The organism is Aurantiacibacter flavus, from assembly GCF_039710615.1.
Taxonomy (GTDB): domain Bacteria; phylum Pseudomonadota; class Alphaproteobacteria; order Sphingomonadales; family Sphingomonadaceae; genus Alteraurantiacibacter; species Alteraurantiacibacter flavus.
On the sequence record NZ_JBDLBR010000001.1, the window covers coordinates 618,232 to 638,684 of the forward strand.

19 protein-coding genes are annotated in these 20,453 nt (G+C 64.2%); 17 read left to right on the top strand and 2 right to left on the bottom strand.

Annotated elements, in window-relative coordinates; translation table 11 throughout:
* Positions 1–6: 6 nt before the first annotated feature.
* A complete protein-coding gene (gene ypfJ / locus ABDJ38_RS02920) occupies positions 7–873 on the bottom strand; it encodes a KPN_02809 family neutral zinc metallopeptidase (protein ID WP_346783575.1) in 867 nt (288 codons plus the stop codon).
* Positions 874–974: 101 nt separating this feature from the next.
* Here ypfJ and ABDJ38_RS02925 point away from each other — a divergent pair, with 101 nt between their 5' ends.
* The 6 genes from ABDJ38_RS02925 to ABDJ38_RS02950 all read left to right on the top strand — a co-directional run bounded on the left by ABDJ38_RS02925 (position 975) and on the right by ABDJ38_RS02950 (position 5,787).
* On the top strand, positions 975–1,727 hold the full coding sequence (locus ABDJ38_RS02925; RefSeq protein WP_346783576.1) for a 3-hydroxybutyrate dehydrogenase: 753 nt from the start codon (positions 975–977) through the stop codon (positions 1,725–1,727).
* 121 nt (positions 1,728–1,848) lie between these two features.
* Positions 1,849–3,300, top strand: coding sequence for an IMP dehydrogenase (gene guaB / locus ABDJ38_RS02930; RefSeq protein ID WP_346783577.1), 1,452 nt, complete (start codon positions 1,849–1,851; stop codon positions 3,298–3,300).
* A 1-nt stretch (position 3,301) separates the two neighbouring features.
* Positions 3,302–3,811: a DUF6653 family protein gene (locus ABDJ38_RS02935; protein ID WP_346783578.1), complete on the top strand. Its 510-nt coding sequence runs from the start codon at positions 3,302–3,304 to the stop codon at positions 3,809–3,811.
* Positions 3,811–4,035: a hypothetical protein gene (locus ABDJ38_RS02940; RefSeq protein WP_346783579.1), complete on the top strand. Its 225-nt coding sequence runs from the start codon at positions 3,811–3,813 to the stop codon at positions 4,033–4,035. The genes ABDJ38_RS02935 and ABDJ38_RS02940 overlap by 1 nt, the downstream gene beginning before the upstream one ends.
* The gene (locus ABDJ38_RS02945) at positions 4,032–5,219 is read left to right on the top strand and encodes an RsmB/NOP family class I SAM-dependent RNA methyltransferase (protein WP_346783580.1); all 1,188 of its coding nucleotides are present in this window, start codon (positions 4,032–4,034) and stop codon (positions 5,217–5,219) included. The genes ABDJ38_RS02940 and ABDJ38_RS02945 overlap by 4 nt, the downstream gene beginning before the upstream one ends.
* Before the next feature lie 13 nt (positions 5,220–5,232).
* Positions 5,233–5,787: a tetratricopeptide repeat protein gene (locus ABDJ38_RS02950; protein WP_346783581.1), complete on the top strand. Its 555-nt coding sequence runs from the start codon at positions 5,233–5,235 to the stop codon at positions 5,785–5,787.
* Positions 5,788–5,899: 112 nt separating this feature from the next.
* Here ABDJ38_RS02950 and ABDJ38_RS02955 read toward each other — a convergent pair whose 3' ends face one another.
* Positions 5,900–6,388 (bottom strand): RNA pyrophosphohydrolase, encoded by a 489-nt coding sequence (locus ABDJ38_RS02955; RefSeq protein ID WP_346783582.1) that lies wholly within the window; start codon positions 6,386–6,388, stop codon positions 5,900–5,902.
* A gap of 158 nt (positions 6,389–6,546) precedes the next feature.
* On the opposite strand from ABDJ38_RS02955, the gene ABDJ38_RS02960 reads away from it, so the two are divergent.
* The 11 genes from ABDJ38_RS02960 to ABDJ38_RS03010 all read left to right on the top strand — a co-directional run bounded on the left by ABDJ38_RS02960 (position 6,547) and on the right by ABDJ38_RS03010 (position 20,411).
* Entirely contained in the window at positions 6,547–8,412 is a 1,866-nt protein-coding gene (locus ABDJ38_RS02960) for a 2-oxoacid:acceptor oxidoreductase subunit alpha (protein ID WP_346783583.1), read from the top strand.
* 5 nt (positions 8,413–8,417) lie between these two features.
* On the top strand, positions 8,418–9,464 hold the full coding sequence (locus ABDJ38_RS02965; RefSeq protein ID WP_346783584.1) for a 2-oxoacid:ferredoxin oxidoreductase subunit beta: 1,047 nt from the start codon (positions 8,418–8,420) through the stop codon (positions 9,462–9,464).
* Between the two features lie 158 nt (positions 9,465–9,622).
* The gene (locus ABDJ38_RS02970) at positions 9,623–10,207 is read left to right on the top strand and encodes a hypothetical protein (RefSeq protein ID WP_346783585.1); all 585 of its coding nucleotides are present in this window, start codon (positions 9,623–9,625) and stop codon (positions 10,205–10,207) included.
* Between the two features lie 202 nt (positions 10,208–10,409).
* Positions 10,410–11,516, top strand: coding sequence for an NADH:flavin oxidoreductase (locus tag ABDJ38_RS02975; RefSeq protein ID WP_346783586.1), 1,107 nt, complete (start codon positions 10,410–10,412; stop codon positions 11,514–11,516).
* 19 nt (positions 11,517–11,535) lie between these two features.
* Positions 11,536–12,534 carry a metal-dependent hydrolase gene (locus tag ABDJ38_RS02980; RefSeq protein ID WP_346783587.1) on the top strand — a complete coding sequence of 333 codons (999 nt, stop codon included), beginning with the start codon at positions 11,536–11,538 and terminating at the stop codon, positions 12,532–12,534.
* Between the two features lie 140 nt (positions 12,535–12,674).
* On the top strand, positions 12,675–14,054 hold the full coding sequence (locus ABDJ38_RS02985) for a cryptochrome/photolyase family protein (protein ID WP_346783588.1): 1,380 nt from the start codon (positions 12,675–12,677) through the stop codon (positions 14,052–14,054).
* Positions 14,055–14,098: 44 nt separating this feature from the next.
* Entirely contained in the window at positions 14,099–15,331 is a 1,233-nt protein-coding gene (locus ABDJ38_RS02990; protein ID WP_346783589.1) for a class I SAM-dependent methyltransferase, read from the top strand.
* Positions 15,328–16,527: a serine hydrolase domain-containing protein gene (locus tag ABDJ38_RS02995; RefSeq protein ID WP_346783590.1), complete on the top strand. Its 1,200-nt coding sequence runs from the start codon at positions 15,328–15,330 to the stop codon at positions 16,525–16,527. The genes ABDJ38_RS02990 and ABDJ38_RS02995 overlap by 4 nt, the downstream gene beginning before the upstream one ends.
* 93 nt (positions 16,528–16,620) lie before the next feature.
* Positions 16,621–17,739 (top strand): non-hydrolyzing UDP-N-acetylglucosamine 2-epimerase, encoded by a 1,119-nt coding sequence (wecB, locus tag ABDJ38_RS03000; RefSeq protein WP_346783591.1) that lies wholly within the window; start codon positions 16,621–16,623, stop codon positions 17,737–17,739.
* The gene (gene wecC, locus ABDJ38_RS03005) at positions 17,736–19,004 is read left to right on the top strand and encodes a UDP-N-acetyl-D-mannosamine dehydrogenase (RefSeq protein ID WP_346783592.1); all 1,269 of its coding nucleotides are present in this window, start codon (positions 17,736–17,738) and stop codon (positions 19,002–19,004) included. The genes wecB and wecC overlap by 4 nt, the downstream gene beginning before the upstream one ends.
* Before the next feature lie 45 nt (positions 19,005–19,049).
* Positions 19,050–20,411, top strand: coding sequence for a serine hydrolase domain-containing protein (locus ABDJ38_RS03010; protein ID WP_346783593.1), 1,362 nt, complete (start codon positions 19,050–19,052; stop codon positions 20,409–20,411).
* Positions 20,412–20,453 lie beyond the last annotated feature (42 nt).

The following is a 20,453-nucleotide window of genomic DNA, read 5'->3' on the forward strand; positions in this document are numbered from 1 at the left end:
AAAGCCCTAGCGCACCTGCACGATTGCGTCGCAGCGGCGGTCGTCGCCGGTGGTCAGGCCCAGCCTTAGCGCGTCCATGCGCTGTTCGCTGGTGCCGTGGGTGAAGTTGTCCTGGCTCACCCGCCCGCCGGTCAGCGCGTCATCGCCTATGGCCGAGGCGGCGGTCATGCCTTCCTCGAAGTCGCCCGGCTCGATCGCATTGCGGTTCAGGCCTGCCCAGACGCCGGCATAGCAATCGGCCTGTAGTTCCATCAGTACCTGATAGCGGTTGGCGTTTTGCGGGTCGCTCTGCTGCGCGCTGCGGATCTGGCCGGAAATGCCGGTGATGGTCTGGATATGGTGGCCATATTCATGCGCCATCACATAGTAGCGCGCAAAGTCTCCCCCCGCGCCGAGCTGGCGGTCGAGCGTGTCGTAGAAGCTGGTGTCGATGTAGATGGTCTGATCGCCGGGGCAGTAGAACGGTCCCATCGAGGCCGAGCCCTCGCCGCAGGCGGTTTGCGTGCCCGCCTGATAGAGTTCGAGCGTCGGCTGCACGAAGCGGTCGCCGAGGCCCTCTTCGGTAAAGCGCTGCTGCCAGGTCTGGTCGAGCGAGGCGAGCGCGTTGCAGGCTTCCATTGCGTACTGACTGTCGTCGCAGATGGTAGCTGCACCCTCGTTCGGGTTGGCCGGAGCGCCCTGTTGTTGTTGCCCTGCGCCTTGCATCTGCTCGACCGTGCCGAGCATCTGCGCCGGGTCCATCCCGAACACGAACACCCCGAGCAGCACCACCACGATCCCGCCACAGCCGAGCTTGCCGCCGGGTAACCCGCCACCAGTGCCTCCACCCCGGCGCACATTGATTTTGCTCGGGTCGAAAGGATTGAGTTTCACGGACCAGCCCCCATTTATGATGCGGCGCACAATCGGATATCGCGCCCACTCTCTGCGTGCGCTAAGCACGCCGTCTTGTAGACAAGTTTCTGGAGGTTTCCATGTTCCTTTCCGGCAAGCGCGCTCTCGTTACTGGCTCCACCTCGGGCATCGGCCTGGCGATCACCCGAGCGCTTCATGCGGAGGGGGCGGACGTTGTGCTATCGGGCTTCGGCGACGAGGAAGAGATCGCGAAATTGCAGGAGGAACTGTCCGCCTCTTACAGCGGCGCGGACCTCTCGACCACCGAGGGCGTGGCGCAGCTGATGGAAGAGGCAGGCGATGTCGACATCCTGGTGAACAATGCGGGGATGCAGTTCGTCTCGCCGGTGGAGGATTTTCCGCCCGAGAAGTGGGACAAGATCATCGCGCTCAACCTTTCGAGCGCCTTCCTCACCACGCACCACGCGGTGCCCCACATGAAGAAGGCGGGCTGGGGACGGATCATCAACACCGCCAGCGCCCACTCGAAGGTGGCGAGCCCGTTCAAGGCGGCCTATGTCGCGGCCAAGCATGGGCTGGCGGGCCTCACCAAGGTGCTGGCGCTGGAGCTGGCCGAGCACAACATCACCGCCAACTGCATCTCGCCCGGCTATGTCTGGACCCCGCTGGTCGAAAACCAGATCCCCGACACGATGAAGGCGCGGAACATGAGCCGCGACGAGGTCATCAACGAGGTGCTGCTCGACAGCCAGCCGACCAAGAAGTTCGTCCAGCCTGAAGAGATCGGCGCGATGGCTGTGTTTCTGTGCCGCGACGAGGCGCAGAACATTAACGGCGCGAACTGGTCGGTCGATGGCGGCTGGACTGCCTGACCGCCCGGCGGCCTGACTGCTTGCGGTGGGGGAGGCTTTTGGCGCCCCCCCCTAGCACCTGACACATAGTGCGTTTACATGGGCCGCCACGAATCGAAACGCACAACATCTGGTGGCACCCATGGAAATCGAAACCGGCCTTACTTTTGACGACGTCCTGCTCCGGCCGGCCGAGAGCGATATCCTGCCCTCGCAGGTCAGCACCAAGACGCAGCTGACGCGCGAGATCGCGCTCAACATTCCGATGCTTTCCGCCGCGATGGACACCGTGACCGAGGCCGAGATGGCTATCGTGATGGCGCAGATGGGCGGCATCGGCGTGCTTCACCGCAACCTCACCATCGAAGAACAGTGCGATGCGGTGCGCCGCGTGAAGCGGTTCGAGAGCGGCATGGTGGTCAACCCGATCACGATCCTGCCCGATGCCACGCTGGGCGAGGCGCAGGCGCTGATGAGCCACAACCGCATCAGCGGCATTCCGGTGGTCGACGCGGGCGGCAAGCTGGTGGGTATCCTCACCAACCGCGATGTGCGCTTTGCCGCCAACCCTGATCAGCCCGTACGCGAGCTGATGACCAGCGATAACCTCGCCACCGTCTCCGAAGGGGTGAACCAGGAAGAGGCGCGGCGCCTGCTTCACGCGCGCCGGATCGAGAAGCTGCTGGTGGTGGACGATGCCTATCACTGCGTCGGCCTGATTACGGTGAAGGATATCGAAAAGGCCGTGCTCAACCCCAATGCCACCAAGGACGCTGGCGGGCGCCTGCGCGTTGCCGCCGCCACCACCGTCGGCGACAAGGGCTTCGAGCGTACAGAGGCGCTGGTCGATGCCGGATGCGACGTGATCATCATCGACACCGCGCATGGCCACAACAAGGAAGTGGCCCGCTCGGTCGACCGGGTGAAGAAGCTCTCCAACGCGGTGCAGGTGGTGGCCGGCAACGTCGCCACGGCCGAGGCGACCAAGGCGCTGATCGACGCTGGTGCCGATGCGGTGAAGGTCGGGATCGGGCCGGGCTCGATCTGCACCACGCGCATCGTGGCGGGCGTCGGCGTGCCGCAGCTGACTGCGGTGATGGATGCCGCAAGCGCTGCGGGCGACGTGCCGATCATCGCCGATGGCGGCCTGCGCACCTCGGGCGATGCGGCCAAGGCGCTTGCCGCGGGGGCCTCGACCGTGATGGTCGGCTCGCTGCTGGCGGGGACCGAGGAAGCGCCGGGCGAAACATTCCTTTACCAGGGGCGCGCCTATAAGGCCTATCGCGGCATGGGCTCGGTCAGCGCGATGGCGCGCGGCTCGGCCGACCGTTACTTCCAGCAGGATATCAAGGACCAGATGAAGCTGGTGCCCGAAGGCATCGAAGGCCAGGTGCCCTACAAGGGGCCGGCGCGCGACGTCGTTCACCAGCTGGTCGGCGGGATCAAGGCGGCGATGGGCTACACCGGATCGGCCTCGATTGCCGACCTGCGTGAGCGTGGCAAGTTCATCCGTATCACCAATGCGGGCCTGTCCGAAAGCCACGTCCACGACGTGTCTATCACGCGCGAGGCACCGAACTATCCAACCCGTTAAGGTGTCGCTGGAAGAGCGCCTCGCCACTGCCTTCGGTCTCGACGAGGCGGGCTGGGCGCGCCATGCGAACCCTTGGAGCGGCTGGAGCCGCGCGCTGACCGGCCTGCCGGTGATCGTCCTGGCGGCGCTGTCGCGGATTTGGCTCGGCTGGTGGGCCTTGGCAGTGGCGGCGCTGGCCGTGGGCTGGCTGTGGCTTAATCCGCACCTGTTCCGGGCCCCGGCCACCGACCGTGCATGGATGACGCGGGGTGTGCTGGGCGAGCGGCTGTGGGTCGAGCGCAAGGCACGCCCGCTGCCCGAAACGCAGACTGCCATGCCCCACGTGCTCAATGCGCTGTCCGCGCTTGGCTTCGTGGTTATGGCCTATGGTCTGGTCGTGCTCGACTATCTGGCCGTGGGGCTGGGCGGGGCGGTCTCCTGGTTGGCCAAGATCGCCTTTATCGACCGCACCCGCGCGATGTACGATGCTGCGGTGCTGCGCGATCCCACTCTTGCCTATAAGGCGCCTTAATGATCGAATTTGTCCCCTATCTGCTGATCCTGATTGGCTGGCAGCCAGCCGACGTTGAAGGCTCGATGGCCGTCACCCAGTCGCTTCACCCCAGCGAAGGTGCCTGCCAGCGCGCGGCCGCGCAGGCGCTTGCTGATAGCGAGCGGGCAAATCAGCGCTATTTCTGCCTGTTGGCCCCGACACAGCAGGACATCGACCACCTGTGGCAGGAGCAAAGACGATGATCCCCTCCGCCCGTGTCCAGGCCGCCATCGATGTGCTCGATCTCGTGATCGCCGCCGCGAACAACGCGGGCGCGCCGGCCGACCGCATCCTTGCCGACTGGTTCAAGAACCACCGCTTTGCCGGTTCGAAAGACAAGCGCGCGATCCGAGAGCTGGTTTACGATGTGATCCGCTTCTGCGGCCCCGTGCCCAAGACCGGTCGCGCAGCCATGCTGGCGCTCGCCACGGAAAGCGAGGAGCACGACTGGTTGATCGACCTGTTCGATGGCTCCAACTACGGCCCGGCGGAGCCTGCCGAGGGCGAAAAGGTGGCCGAAACCGGGTTCGCGCCCGCATGGCTTGAGGAGCGGCTCGCCGCATCGGGCCTTGAGGCAGAGGACGCGATCGCGCTGCTCGACCGCGCGCCGCTCGACCTGCGGGTCAACACGCTGAAGGCCGAACCCCAAGCGCTCGATCTGCCCGAAGAGGGCGAGGCGCTCAGTTTCGCCAATGCGCTGCGCCTCACCACCGGCACGCGGGTCGAGCAGTGGGACGCTTACACGCAAGGCCTGATCGAGGTGCAGGACGCGGGCAGTCAGCTCGCCTGTGCTGCGGTCGGCGCGCAGCCGGGCGAACTGGTGATCGACCTGTGCGCAGGCGCGGGCGGCAAGACGCTGGCGCTGGCCGCGCAAATGGCGAATGAGGGCACCCTGGTCGCCGCCGATACCGACCGCCGCCGCCTGTCGCAGCTCGCCCCGCGCGCCGAGCGGGCCGGGGCCACCAATGTGACCGAAGTGCTGCTCGATCCGGGTCGGGAGGCCGAGGCACTGGCCGCCTTTGCGGGCAAGGCCGACCGGGTGCTGGTCGATGCGCCGTGTTCCGGCACCGGCACCTGGCGACGCAATCCCGAGGCGCGCTGGCGGCTGACTCCGCGCGAGCTTGAGCGGCTCACCCAGTTGCAGGCGCGGCTTATGGGCGTTGCGGCAGAGCTGCTGCGGCCCGGTGGCCAGCTCACCTATGTCACCTGCTCGCTGCTCGACGAAGAAGGGGCAGGGCAGGTCGAGGCCTTCCTTGCCGCCCACCCCGGCTGGCAGGCGCAGGCTACGGCGTTGCCCTTGGGCCGTTCGCGCGGAACCGGCTGGCGGCTCGATCCGTTACGCGATGCAACCGATGGTTTTTTCATCGCCTGTATATCTAAGCCGTGATAGCTCTGGCCAGATGACTGCGAAGACCGTCCGAAGAAGTGATAACCGGTCCGCACTGATGGAGAAGATCATGCGCCTTGCCCCTGCTGCCGCTGCCCTTTCGCTGCTGTTCGCCGTGACCGCGAGCATGAGCGCCGCTGGCGAGCGCGCAGACGATCCCCGCGCCAGTGCGTTGGTGGCCGAGGGGCGGCAGTTGCTGAACGGCGGCGATACGCAGGCCGCAATCGATGCGTTCGAGGCCGCGCTGGCGGTCGATCCGGGGATGACCTCGGTGTTCCTCGATCTGGCCGAAGCTGCCCGCACTGATGGTTTGCAGGGCAAGGCCATCCGCTATTATCGTGAGGCGCGGGAGCGTGATCCGAACAACTTCGCCGCGATTTCGGGCGAGGGTGAAGCGCTGGTCGAAAAGGGCGCGATGACTGCCGCGCGCGAGGCGCTCACCGAGCTGGAAGAACGCTGCGGCGAGACATGCGTGGAAACGCGCCAGCTTGCCGCCGCGATTGCCGCGCGCCCCGCCGTGATGACCGCCGAGGCGACCCCTGCGGATAACGGCGTTACGCAGAACTAGGTGGGCTTTCCCCCACCCCGTTCGCCCTGAGGAGCGAGGCCGCAGGCCGAGTGTCTCGAAGGGTTAAGGTACGGCGCTCGGGCTTCTTCCGCAGCACGAACGGTTTGTGTGATCAGGCGCGGGTATATTCCGCGAAGGCCGCCACCACGGTCTCGTAAATCGGCTTCTTGAACGGAATGATCAGCTCGGGCAGCAAGGCTGCTTCGATCCATTTCCAATCCGAAAACTCGGGGTGCTTGTGCGCTTCGAGGTCGATATCGGCCTCGGTGCCGGTCAGGCGCACGCAATACCAACGCTGGCGCTGGCCGATGTAACGGCCTTTCCAGAGCTTGCCTTTGAGGTCGTCGGGCAGGTCGTAGTAGAGTTCTTCCTCCATCCGCGCCACCAGCTCCACCTTGCTCGGCATCAGCCCGGTTTCCTCGTGCAACTCGCGCAGCATGGCCTCGTCGAGGTCTTCGCCTTCGTCGACCCCGCCTTGCGGCATCTGCCACCAGTCGCCTTCCTTGGTGTCGATCCGTTTGCCGACGAAAACGCGGCTTTCGGCGTTGATCAGCATGGTTCCGACACAGGGGCGATAAAGGGAAGGGTCAGGTTTGCTCATCGGGCCGACTTAGTAGTATGGCCGCGCCAATTCCAGCATTTGCGCCGCATCAATTGTGGGAGGCATTTGTGCAGGCACAGAAAATCTTGATTGTCTCACGGGCTTACCGAACCTAGGTCGCAGGCCGACGAGATCCAATGACGAAGGCCTTTTGCTTTATGGCGACCCAGAACGCCGACCCGATCACCCACAATGCCAGCCCCGATTCGGTTGTCGTGCGCTTTGCCGGCGACTCCGGCGATGGCATGCAGCTCACCGGCGGGCAGTTCACGCTGTCGACCGCGCTGGCTGGCAACGATCTGGCCACCTTCCCCGATTTTCCGGCGGAAATCCGCGCCCCGCAGGGCACGCTGTTCGGCGTCTCGGCATTCCAGATCAATTTCGGCAGCCGCGAGATCAGCACCGCTGGCGATGCGCCTGACGTTCTGGTGGCGATGAACCCGGCGGCGCTGAAGGTGAACCTCTCGTCGCTGAAACCGGGCGGCCTGATCATCGCCGATTCCGGAGAGTTCACCAAGCGCAACCTCGAAAAGGCCAAGTATGAGAGCAACCCGCTCGAAGACGGCAGCCTCGCGCAGTGGGACTTGCTCGCCTTCGATATTTCCGCGCTCACCATCGAAGCGGTGAAGGACTTCGGGCTCGGCAACAAGGATGCGCTGCGCTCGAAAAACATGTGGACGCTCGGCCTCGCGCTGTGGATGTTCGACCGCGACCGCCAGCCGCTGATTGACTGGCTCAACGCCAAGTTCAAGACCAAGCCCGATATCGCCGCCGCCAACGTCGCCGCGCTGAACGCTGGCCATGCCTATGGCGAGACGGCGGAGCTGTCCGGCCCGCTCAAGCAGCTGCACATCGCTCCGGTCGATAGCGCACCGGGCCTCTATCGCACGATCACCGGCGCGGAAGCCGTTTCGCTTGGCCTCGTGGCGGGCGCGCAGCTTGCCGGCCTGCCGATGTTCTTCGGCGGCTATCCGATCACGCCCGCCAGCTCGATCTTGCACCATCTGGCGCGGCTCAAGGAATTCGGCGTCACCACCTTCCAGGCGGAAGACGAGATCGCCGCGATCTGCGCCGCCATCGGCGCGAGCTATGCGGGCCAGCTTGGCGTTACCTCGTCGTCCGGCCCCGGCATTGCGCTGAAGGGCGAGGCGATGGGTCTTGCCGTGATGACCGAAATGCCGCTGGTGATCGTCAACTCGCAGCGCGGCGGCCCCTCCACCGGCCTGCCGACCAAGACCGAGCAGAGCGACCTTTATCAGGCGGTCTATGGCCGTAATGGCGATGCGCCGATCCCGGTCGTCGCTGCCAGCTCGCCCGGCGACGTGTTCGAATGCGCGATCGAGGCCTGCCGCATCGCGGTCGAATATATGACCCCGGTGATGCTGCTGACCGACGGATATATCGCCAATGCGGCCGAGCCGTGGAAGGTGCCCGATGTCGACAGCTTCGAGCCGTTCAGGGCCGAGTTCCTGACCGAGAACAACAATCCCGATGGCAAGGTGCTGCCTTACAAGCGCAACGCCAAGGGTGCGCGGCCGTGGATCAAGCCGGGCACGCCGGGCCTGATGCACCGCATCGGCGGCATCGAGAAGGCGCAAGGGTCGGGCAACATCGACTATTCGCCCGAAAACCACCAGCTGATGACCGACGCCCGCAAGGCCAAGATCGACGGCATCGCGGTGCCCGATCAGGGTGTGACGCTGGGTGAAGAGGGCGGCAAGCTCGCCGTGGTGGGCTGGGGCTCGACCTTCGGCCCGATCCGCCGCGCGGTCGACAACTGCCGCAAGAGGGGTCTGGACGTCAGCCACATCCACTTCCGCCACATATGGCCGTTGCCAGCCAACTCGGGCGAGTTGCTGCGCAAGTACGACAAGGTGCTGGTGCCCGAGATGAACACCGGCCAGTTCAAAACCGTTCTGCGCGATCAGCTGCTGGTCGATGCACAGCCCTATACCAAGACGAGCGGCCAGCCGTTCAAGATCGCCGAGCTTGAAGCCGCGATCGAACTGGCCCTCTCGGAGTAAGCCCGATGACTGAACTTGCGAAGATCGAAACCACCCTCAAGGACTGGGAAACCGACCAGGAGGTCCGCTGGTGCCCCGGTTGCGGCGACTATGCGATCCTCAAGGCCGTGCAGCGCACCTTGCCGCAGCTCGGCGCCGATCCTGCCAACACCGTCTTCATCAGCGGGATCGGCTGCTCCAGCCGCTTCCCCTATTACATGGAGACCTACGGCTTCCACACGATCCACGGCCGTGCGCCCGCTTTCGCCACCGGCGTAAAGCTGGCCAACCCCGATCTCGATGTGTGGCTGGTGACCGGTGACGGCGATGGTCTCTCGATCGGCGGCAACCACATGATGCATGTGCTGCGCCGCAACGTAAACATGCAGATCATGCTGTTCAACAACGAGATTTATGGTCTCACCAAGGGCCAGTATTCGCCCACCAGTCGCGAGCACACCCGCACGCCGACCTCACCGCTCGGCTCGGTCGACCATCCGGCCAACCCCTGCGCTTTCGCGCTCGGTTCGGGTGCGCGCTTTATCGGCCGCGGGATCGACGTGTCGAAGAACCTGCCCGAGGTGCTCAAGGCAGCCCATGCCCACCAGGGTGCGGCCTTTGTCGAGATCTTCCAGAACTGCATCGTCTACAACAAGGATGTGTTCGACGATTTCGCCGCGCCGAAGGGGGCGGAACTGCAGCAGCTCTGGCTCGAACATGGCCAGCCGATGCTGTTCGGCAATCCCAAGAAAGGCCCGGTCAAGGGGCTGAAGCTGGTGCCGGAGAAGTTCACCTTCGAGGTGGTCGAGGTCGAGGATGGTGACTGGGAAACGGCCGGTGTCACGGTCCACGATGCGAAGAACCGGATGCTCGCGCACATGCTGATCGAGCTGCCTTTCGGCCCGTTCCCGATGCCGCTCGGTGTGATCTACGACGATCCTGCAGAGACTTACGAAAGCGCCGTGATCGCGGAGCGTGCCAAGGCGGTGGAGGGCAAGGACAACAACCTCGCCAAGCTGCTCGCCAAGGGCCAGACCTGGACTGTCAGCGGCACCGCGCAGGACCCGGTCTGAAAAAATTGCATTATTTTTGAACGAATTCCTTTCCCGTCCGTTGGTGAGGCAAAGGGGCAATAGCTGGCCCTGGAGCGCGCGCGGTGTGGACTTTTGGGTCCGCCGCATTCGATGCGCGAACCCTTGCCATTCGCAACGGAAGCGAAAGGAAAACGATCATGAACACAACGCGATTTGCCACACTGTTTGTTTCGGCCGCAGCGCTTTCTCTGGGAGCATGCGATAGCGGCGATGACGTCGAAGAGGTTGATGCCGTCGTCGTCAACGAGCCTTTGAGCGAGGCATTCGACGATGATGCCTATCCGGTCGCCGGACCTCTCAACGAGCAGCAGCAGGCCGGCTACGAGGCCATGGATGCGCAAGCGATTAGCGACGAATACGACGCCAATCGTGATACCATGCTTGAGGACGAGGCCATGTCCTCTGACGACTCTAGCAGCGATGGTGCGATGAGTGACGATGAATCGAGCCAGAGCAGCTTCACCATGCCTGCCCGCAGCGAGATGGATTTCACTTGGCTCGACCGCAACGCCGATGGAATGATCTCGGTCGCCGAATATGCGATCTGGGCGCTTCCCACCGATCCGACCGAGCCTGAGCCGAACGACGCCAAACCTCCGTACCTGACGCAGGACGAGATCAACAGCGCGGCTCAGACGTTCTTCTATTTCGATGATGACGGTGACAGCTACCTCTCGCAGAGCGAGTTCACCGCCGCGCGCAATTCGGCGCTCGCCAGCTGATCTGGCGCAGGACAACGCTAAGTGGCAACGGGCGGCAGGAGCGATCCTGCCGCCCGTTTCCGTGTGGCAGGACGATGGCTGCGCTGTGAAGGCACTGGCCCGGTGCGGCGTAGTTTTTCTTGGCGCCGGTCAACATGGGTTGCCCATTGCAACCTTGCTCCCGAGCTTTTCCGCCACAGTCCCACAACCGGAGCATCCCTCTATGTCCGTCCTTTTCGATCCGATCACTATCAAGGGCCTCTCGCTGTCCAACCGCATCGTCATGGCGCCGATGACTCGCAACTTCTCGCCCAAGGGCGTGCCTGGCGATAATGTGGTCGAATACTATCGCAAGCGCGCTGCGGGCGGGACTGGGCTGATCATCTCCGAAGGCACCGGCATCGACCGCCCCGAAACGCGCAACCATCCCGATATTCCTGCCTTCCATGGCGAGAAGCCGCTCGAAGGCTGGGGCAATGTGGTCGAGGCTGTCCGCGGCGCAGGTGGCAAGATCGCTCCGCAGCTGTGGCATACCGGCCTCGTGCCAGCGCAGAACCCTGATCAGCCGCGCCCCGGCGAGCCGGAAGGCCCCTCTGGTATCGACAACAAGGGCAAACCCTTCGGCAAGGCGATGAGCGAAGAGGACGTTGCCGACACCGTCGCCAAGTTCGCCAGCGCCGCTGCCGACGCGGTGAAGCTGGGCTTCGACACGATCGAGCTGCACGGCGCACATGGCTATCTGATCGACCAGTTCTTCTGGGACGAGATGAACCGTCGCGACGACAAGTGGGGCGGGGCGACCTTACCCGAGCGCAGCCGTTTTGCCGCCGAGATTGTACAGCAGGTCCGCGCCGAGATGCCTGCTGACATGCCGCTGATCCTGCGCGTGAGCCAGTGGAAGCAGCAGGATTACACCGTGAAGCTCGCCAAGACGCCTGACGAGATGAAGTCCTGGCTCGGCCCGCTGGTCGCCGCCGGGGTCGACGTGATCCACGCCTCGCAGCGCCGCTTCTGGGAGCCAGAGTTTCCCGAGATCGATGGCGAACAAGGTCTGAACTTTGCAGGCTGGGCCAAGAAGCTGACCGGCGCAACCACGATCAGCGTCGGCTCGGTGGCGCTCGACGGCGAGTTCCTTTCCGCCTTTGCGGGCGAAAGCAGCAAGGTTGCCGATATCGGCGAGCTGGAACGGCGCATGGATGCGGGCGAGTTCGACCTGATCGCAGTGGGCCGCGCGCTGATCGCCAACCCAGAGTTTGCCAACAAGGTGCGCGAGGGGCGGCAGAGCGATTTGCAGGGGTTCGACGCGCAGATGCTCGGCGAACTCGTCTGAACCTGCTAGCCACGGGCAAATGGACAACCTCACCCATTCGCTCGTCGGCGCGTTGATCGGGCAGGCCGGTCTCAAAAAGAAGACCGGCCTTGCCATGCCCGCGCTGATTATCGGCGCGAACCTGCCCGACGTAGATGTCACCTGCTTTGCCTGGACCACCGGGCTCGAGCATCTGGCCTTTCGCCGCGGCATTACTCACGGCCCGCCCGCGTTACTGCTGCTGCCCGTGGCGCTGGCGGGCATTCTGTGGGGTTTCGACCGCTGGCAGGAGAAACGCGGCAAGCGGCCCGAGGGGCGCTTGCCGGTGCATTTCGGCTGGCTGTTCGCGCTTTCCTTCATTGCCTGCCTGACCCATCCGGCGCTCGACTGGATGAACACCTACGGCATCCGCCTGCTGGAACCGTTCTCGCACCGCTGGTTCTATGGCGATGTGCTGTTCATCATCGATGTGTGGTTGTGGCTCGGCATGGGGCTGGGCTTGTGGCTGTCGCTGCGGCGCCAAAAGAGGGGGCAAAGCTGGCGCTGGCCTGCCGTTTCGGCCCTTGCTTTGGCCGTTGTCTATATTGGCTGGAACTGGCTGGAGACGCAGGGCACGCAGGCCATCTATGCGATTAACTCCAAGGTGGCACCAAGCGCAGAGAACGGTCTCGGACCAACACCGCATGTTCCGAGCGACGTATTTATTGCCAGTCCGATCCTGTTTGGAGCGGGTGCGCGGGAGATCATCGTTGGAGAGAAGAATAACTGGTTTGTTGGCAAGTCGGGAGACACAGTCGGCCCCCGGAATGTAACGCCGATTGCCGACCAGCGCTGCGCCTGGCCCGACACCGATACCTTGCGCAAAACCAACAGTCAGCTCGACGCCTTCCTGTTCTGGTCGCGCGCGCCCTTCGCCGCTCGGGCGGAGGATGGTTCGGTGATGTTGCACGATGCGCGCTATTACGGGGGCGGGGTGACGAACAGCTTTACCGTCGCGTTGCCCGATGTTGCCTGCGAGGAACTGCCTCCCGGAAACTGACGTTACGTTCATGAATCGCTCGCCCTGAACTTGTCGGAAGCGAAGCTGGCCAGTAGGCCTACGGCTGTCTTTCCTTTCTGGCGCCGCACCTCAAGAAAAAGCAGTCCTTCGACAAGCTCTGGACAGACGGGAATCGTGATATGACCAAACCCCAGATCGTCTGGCTCCGACGCGACCTTCGCCTCACCGACCAGCGCGCTTTTGTCGCCGCCGCCGAGGCCGGGCCGGTGATACCGGTCTATGTGCTCGACGACGAGGTGGCGAAGAATCACGCCTATGGCGGCGCATCACGCTGGTATCTGCACCAGTCGCTCGAAGCGCTCGAACGCGATCTGGCCCGCCACCATTCCAAGTTGATCCTGCGACGTGGCGACGCGGTGGAGGAGCTGTGCAGGCTCGCCGAAGAAACCGGCGCGGAAACAGTCCACGCGCTGCGCCATTACGAGCCGTGGTGGCGCAAGGCCCAAGGCGCGCTGAAGGACCAGCTCGACCTCAAACTGTACGATGGCAACTACTTGTTGCCACCCGGCGCGGTGACCACCGGATCGGGCGATCCCTACAAGATCTTCACCCCGTTCATGAAGGCGAGTCTCGCCGTCATCGACGGCTTCGATATACTCCCCGAACCTTCGCTCTCCGCGCCCGAGACATGGCCTTCCAGCGAGAGCCTTGCAGAATGGAACCTGCTCCCCACCAAGCCCGACTGGGCAGGCGGTCTGCGCGAGGAATGGCAGGCGGGAACCAGCGTCGCGATGGAGCGCTTCGAGACCTTCGTCGATGTGGTGAGCAACTACGACGAAGACCGCAACCTGCCTTCGATCGACGGTTCCTCGAAGATGAGCCCGCACCTCCATTTCGGCGAGGTCTCGCCCGCCATGCTGTGGGACCGCATGAGCCGCTACACCTCCGAAGGCGCGCGGATTTATCGTTCCGAACTGCTCTGGCGTGACTATGCGCAGACCGTGATCTGCCAGTTCCCCGACTACCCGGTCAACAGCTACCGCGACGGCTACGATGACGGCATCTGGCGCAACCCCAATCGCGGCCATGTTATCGCCGAAGAGCTGAAGGCCTGGCAGCAAGGCCGCACCGGCTACCCGATCGTCGATGCCGGGATGCGCCAGCTCTGGCATACCGGCTGGATGCACAATCGCGTGCGCATGATCGCGGCGAGCTTTCTCATCAAACATCTGCTGATCGACTGGCGCGAGGGTGAGCGCTGGTTCTGGGATACGCTTGTCGATGCCGACTATGCCAGCAACGGCGTGAACTGGCAGTGGGTGAGCGGCACGGGGGTCGATTCGAACATGTTCGTGCGGATTATGGCTCCGCTGAGCCAGTCGAAAAAATTCGATGCGGCAGCCTTTATTCGTGAGTGGGTGCCCGAACTGGCGCACCTGTCCGACAACGAAATCCACGATCCGGCGGGCGACCAGCGCGGTGACTATCCCGCGAAAATCATCGGCCACAAGGAAGCGCGCGAGCGGGCACTCAGCGCCTATCGCGAGGCCAAGGACTAGCTTAGCCGCTTGCCCCGTGCTGGGCGCTTGTTCATAAGAAGGCCATGGGCGCGAGCGAGGCACGAGGAACGGCATTGCTGGGCGCGGGGGCGCGTTTTGCCGCGCGTCCGGGCCTCTTTGCCCGGCTGTTCGCCCCTGGTTTCGCGCGCATTATCGACCGGATCGACGAACGCCTTGCCAGCGGTGCAATCCATGCCGTTCTGCCCGATGGCTCGCGGCGCACGCTCGGCGGCCATGCTCCCGGCTTTGAATGCGAGGTCCACCTCAAGGATTGGCGCGCGCTGGTGCGGCTGGCGACGGGCGGCTCGGTTGGCTGGTATCAGGCATGGGAGGCTGGCGAGTGGGACAGCCCCGATCCGGTTCCGTTGTTCGCGCTGTTCATGGCCAATGCCGCCAGCCTTGGCGAAACCGCGCGCGCGAAGGGGCCGTGGCGGCTGGCGGCACGGATCCTCCATGCGCTGAAGCGCAACACCCGCGCGCAGGCCGAGAAGAATATCTACGCGCACTACGATCTCGGCAACGACTTCTACGGTGCCTGGCTCGATCCGAGCATGACCTATTCTTCGGCCTACCGGATGGGCGACGATGGGCTCGAAGCCGCACAGCGCCGCAAGTGGGAGCGGCTGGCGGAGCGGCTGGGTAGCCCGACCAGCGTGCTCGAAGTGGGCTGCGGCTGGGGCTCGCTGGCGGCCTATCTCGCGCGCAGTGTTCCGCAGGTCTCAGCGATCAGCATTTCGGACCAGCAGCTCGCCCATGCTCGCGCGCAGTGGCCCGACGTAGCGTTCCGTAAGCAGGACTATCGCGATGTCGAGGGGCAGTTCGACGGCGTGGTGAGCGTCGAGATGGTCGAGGCGCTGGGGCGCGAATACTGGCCCACTTTTCTCGATTGCATCGCGCGCGTGCTGCGCCCCGGTGGCCGCGCGGCGATCCAGTACATCGCCATCCGCGACGATATTTTCGACGCCTATGCCGCCAGCGCCGACTTCATTCAGGCCTATGTCTTTCCCGGCGGGATGCTGCTGCGCACCAGCGAATTCCGCCGCCTGGCAGACGAGCGCGGCCTCGCGTGGGAGGATCAGGAGGACTTCGGCCTCGACTACGCCGAAACGCTGAAGGCATGGCGCGCGCGCTTCGATGCGGCCGTTGCCGAGGGGCGTTTGCCCGCAGGTTTCGACGAGCGGTTCATCCGGCTATGGCGCTATTACCTGATGTATTGCGAGGGCGGTTTCCGCGGGGGCGGGATCGAAGTCAGTCAGGTCACGCTGGTGAAGCGATGAAGAGGGCGCTCGGCATTGCGCTGCTGGTTGTCGCGCTGGCCGTGATCGCGGCGTTTGCCTTGCTCACCCGCGAACAGCGCGCGGTGCTGCTCAACCCGCCGACCGACACCGATGTGCTGTTTTGGGATCAGGACACGCGCGACGCGATGTTCCGCGCGATGGACCAGTTTCCGTTCCTCGCCGGAAGCCACGTCGTCGAAGCGGGCGGACAGGTGAGGGCATTGGCCAGAGGCGAGCCGCTCGCCATCGGGATCGACATGGCGGCATTCGAGACAAGCCAGCGCAGCGCCGCCATCGTGATCCTGGTCGACGGCAAGCTGGTCTACGAAAGCTATGGCCTCGGCTTCGACGCGCAGGGCAGGTGGACGAGTTTTTCGGTGGCGAAAAGTCTCACGTCCACGCTGGTCGGCGCGGCCTTGCAGGATGGCGCGATCCGCAGTCTCGACGATTCGATCACCGACTATATCACCAATCTCCAAGGTTCGGCCTACGACGGCGTGACCATCCGGCAGGTGCTGACGATGAGTTCGGGCGTGGCGTGGAACGAGGACTATACCGACCCCGCTTCCGACGTCGCTCGCTTCAACGCGCACAAGCCCGAGGGCGATATGGACGCCACCGTTTCCTACATGCGCACGCTCTCGCGCGCCGCGCCGCCGGGTGAGCGCTGGCACTACAACACCGGCGAGACCAATATGATCGGCGCGCTGGTGATGGCGGCAACGGGCAAGTCGCTCGCGGACTACATGTCCGAAAAGATCTGGCGGCCCTACGGGATGGAGGCCGATGCCTCGTGGCTGCTCAACTCCACGGGCCGCGAGATGGGCGGTTGCTGCTTCCAGGCGCGCACCCGCGATATGGCGCGGTTCGGGCAGTTCGTACTCGATAACGGGGTGGCGGGCGGCAAGCGCATGGTGCCCGAAGGGTGGTTTGCTGAAGCGACAACCAAGCATTTCGATACCGATCGTGGGCGCGGCTATGGCTATCAGTGGTGGACCTATCCGGGCGGCGGCTTCGGTGCGAGTGGGATCTTCGGGCAGGGCATTTTTATCGACCCCGCGCGCCGCATCGTGATCGCCACCAATGCCGACTGGCCTGTCGCCAGCACTAACGATGGCGTGATGGCCGAACGCACGCGGTTCTACGAGGCGGTGCAGGCCGCTGTGGACGCGCGCAATGGTGTCGCTTCCCAATAAGGTGAACCGCCGGGTAGGACTGTTTTAACACGCCTTTGCTAGGCGCATCGCGTGACCGCACTAGACCCAATGCCTCTTTCCGGAGCCCGCAGCGTGACCCCTGTCCTGCTCGTAATCGGAACTCGGCCCGAGGCCATCAAGATGCTGCCCGTGGTGCGCGCGCTGCGGGAAGTGCCCTCGGTCGATCTCAAGGTTGTGACCACCGGCCAGCACCGCCAGATGCTCGATCAGGTCTTCGCGGTGTTCGGCGAGAAGCCCGATATCGACCTCGACCTGATGACACCGGGCCAGACGCTGGGCGACATAACCGCGCGCGTACTCAAGGAGATGGAGCACCTGATCGCCGAGCATCGCCCCGGCCTTGTGCTGGTCCATGGCGATACGACCTCGGCCATGGCGGCGGCATTGGCGGCGTTCTACGCCCGTGTGCCGGTCGGCCATGTCGAGGCGGGGCTGCGCAGCCATGACATTCACCGCCCATGGCCCGAGGAATATAACCGCATCTCCATCGACGCGGTGGCGCAGTTGCTCTGGTGCCCGACCGAGGTCTCGGCGCAAAACCTGCGGGGCGAACGCCCGGTTGAGCGCGCCATCGAAGTCACCGGCAACAGCGGGATCGACGCGCTGCTTTACGTGGCCGAGCGGCTGACCGGCGACGAGCTCGGCCAGCTTGGCCTCAAGCTCGATCCCGCCAAGAAGCTGGTGCTGGTCACTGGCCACCGCCGCGAGAGCTTTGGCGAGGGCTTTGCCCGGATATGCGATGCGCTCGCCGTGATTGCTGCGCGTGGCGATGCCGAAGTGGTCTATCCGGTCCACCTCAATCCGCAGGTCAAAGAGGTGGTCGAGGCGCGGCTGGGCGATACCGGCGCAGTGCATCTGATCCCGCCGGTCGACTATGTGCAGATGGTGGCGCTGATGCAGGCCGCACACTTGGTGCTGACCGATAGCGGCGGCATTCAGGAGGAAGCCCCCGCGCTCGGCAAGCCCATTCTGGTGATGCGTGATGTGACCGAGCGTCCCGAAGCCATTGCGACCGGCGTCGCCTCACTGGTCGGCACCGATGTCGATGTGATCGCGGGCGAGGTCGCCCGCCTGCTCGAAGATGAGACATATTACGCCAGCCGCTCCCGCGCGGTCTTTCCCTATGGCGACGGCACGGCGGCGCAGAAGATCGCCGCCTCGGTCGCGCAATTCGTGAGTTCTGACGCATGAAAGTCTGCACCGTTGGCCTCGGCTATATCGGCCTCCCTACCGCCGCCATGCTGGCGAGCCGCGGCCACGAGGTGATTGGCCTCGATGTGAAACAGGACGTGGTCGATCTGATCAATGCCGGGCAGGCACACTTTCAGGAGCCCGACCTGCAAATGCTGCTCAGCGCAGCGGTCGAGACCAAGCGACTACGCGCCACCACCACGCCCGAACCGGCTGAATATTTCATCATCGCCGTGCCCACGCCGATGGTCGATCAGGCCCCCGACATGAGCTTCGTGGAGAATGCCGCGCGCACGATTGCGCCGGTGCTGACAAAGGGCAACGTGGTGATCCTCGAAAGCACCTCGCCGGTGGGCAGCACCGAGCGGCTGGCCGAGATTTTCGCCTCCGAACGCCCGGACCTCACGTTCCCGCGCTACCGCGACGAGGACGGCAGCGCCGACGTGGCCCCGTGCCATTGCCCAGAGCGCATCCTGCCGGGCCAGATGCTGCGCGAACTGGTGAGCAACGACCGTATTATCGGTGGCCTCACCATCGACTGCGCGAACAAGGCCGCGCGGCTTTACCAGAGCTTCGTGATGGGCACCTGTTACGTTACCGACAGCCGCGTGGCCGAGCTGTGCAAGCTCTCCGAGAATGCTTACCGCGATGTCAATATCGCTTTCGCCAACGAGCTGTCGATCATTTGCGACAAGCTCGGCACCGACGTGTGGCAGGTCCGCGAGCTGGCCAACCAGCACCCGCGCGTGAATATCCTGATGCCCGGTGCAGGCGTGGGCGGGCACTGCATCGCGGTCGACCCGTGGTTTATCGTCGACAGCGCTCCGCAAGAGGCGCGGCTGATCCGCATGGCGCGCGAGGTCAACGACGACAAACCGCACCGCGTGGTGGCGCAGGTCGAACGGCTCGCCAACCGTTTCAAGGTGCCGACCATCGCCTGCTACGGCATAACCTACAAGCCCGACGTCGACGACGTGCGCGAAAGCCCGGCGCTGGAGATCGTTGAGGCCGTGGCAAGACTCGAGGGGGCGCAAGTGCTGGTGGTCGAACCGAACCTATCCACGTTGCCCAAGGTGCTCGCCGACCTGCCTAACGTGAAGCTCGGCAGCGCCGAGGAGGCCCGCGAAGAGGCCGACATTGTCGCCTTCCTCGTCAGCCATCGCCAGTTCCAGCGGATGGATGCCGACAGCTTCCTCGCCAAGGCCATCGTCGACACCACCGGCATGTTCTCCACCCGCAAGGCCAAGGCGGTGGAGCGGGACTAGGCGTCGCGCCTTTTTCAGCTATCCTCTTTCCGGGGAGGAATGAAAATGGTGCGGAAATGTCTGATCGGCTTGGCGTTTGCGCTGGCGTCGTCGTCGCTGATGGCGCAGGATGATCAGGATGCAGAGGCGCTGTTTGCGCAATGGCTGCCGGTTTTCAACAGCGGCGATGAGACGATCCGTAGCTTCTACGAAAGTCGCATAGGTAATCCGAATCCCGCATACGAGCTTGACCTGGCGCGCTCCACCTGCGGTCTCGATCCGGTGCGCGTTCTATCGAGCACCGCGGGCGAGTATGTGGTGCTGGCGGTCGAGCGCTGCTTTCCGGCCCTGGTTCGCGTCACCGTGCGGACCATCGATGGCGAGAAGGGACGGCGTGTGATCGTTCCGCTTCATCCCTATAACCTCTCGCCTGCCGGAGCCGCCAACTACACCTTTGCCGCCGCGGCGCGTGAGGCCGAAGCCAACACCTTTGCCGGGATAGTGATGATTGTGCCGGGGGAGGGAGAACTTCGGGTGCAGGCTTACGGCTATGCTGACCTCGCTGGCACCCGGCCCGTTACCCTAGACACCCCGTTTCTCCTCGCCTCGGCCGGCAAGATGTTCACTGCCGTGGCCGTGCTGCAATTGGTCGAGCAGGGAAAGATCGATCTCAATGCGCCGCTTGGCCGCTACCTGCCGGACTATCCCAATGCGCAGACCCGCGAAGAGGTGACGATCCGGTATCTGCTGACCCATCGCGACGGCACCGGCGACATGGGCATCCTGCGCCGCGAACACGGCGAAAACCGCGCGCGGGTGCGCAGTCTGGCCGATATCGTCGCACTTAACGCAGAGCGTGATCCTGCCTTCGAGCCGGGTACGCAGACTGCCTATGGCAGCTATGGGATGCTGCTGCTCGGCCTGGTTGTCGAAGCGGTCAGCGGGGAGGACTACTACGCCTATATCCAGCGTCATGTGTTCGATCCGGCAGGCATGGCCCAAGCCGGTTTTCCCTTACTGAGCGAGATGGGCGACGTGGCGGTTGGCCTCACCACATTCTACGGGCAGGAAAGCGAGCTGGTGCCCAATCTGGATGTTTTACCGTGGCGCGGCACACCCGGTGGTGGCGGCGTCGCCAGCGCCAGCGACATGGTGGCCTTCTTCGCAGCCCTCAAGGATGGCACTCTGCTATCGCCCGCCATGCTCGCGCAGGCGGTGACGCCGAGCGAAGCGTTTGGCTGGGGACTGGGCTTTAGCGTGTCACCGGGGCAAAGCTGGGGCCATGGCGGCAATTCCTACGGCATGGACGTGGCGATCTACCAGTATCTGCCCAATGATACGCTGTTCGTGTGTCTGGCGACGCGCGACCACGCCTGTAATCGCATAATCTTCAACTGGTATCTGCGGCAGTTCGGACTCGACGAATAGCCATCGCCCACGCGCCACCTCCGCGAAGGCAGGCCAAAGCAT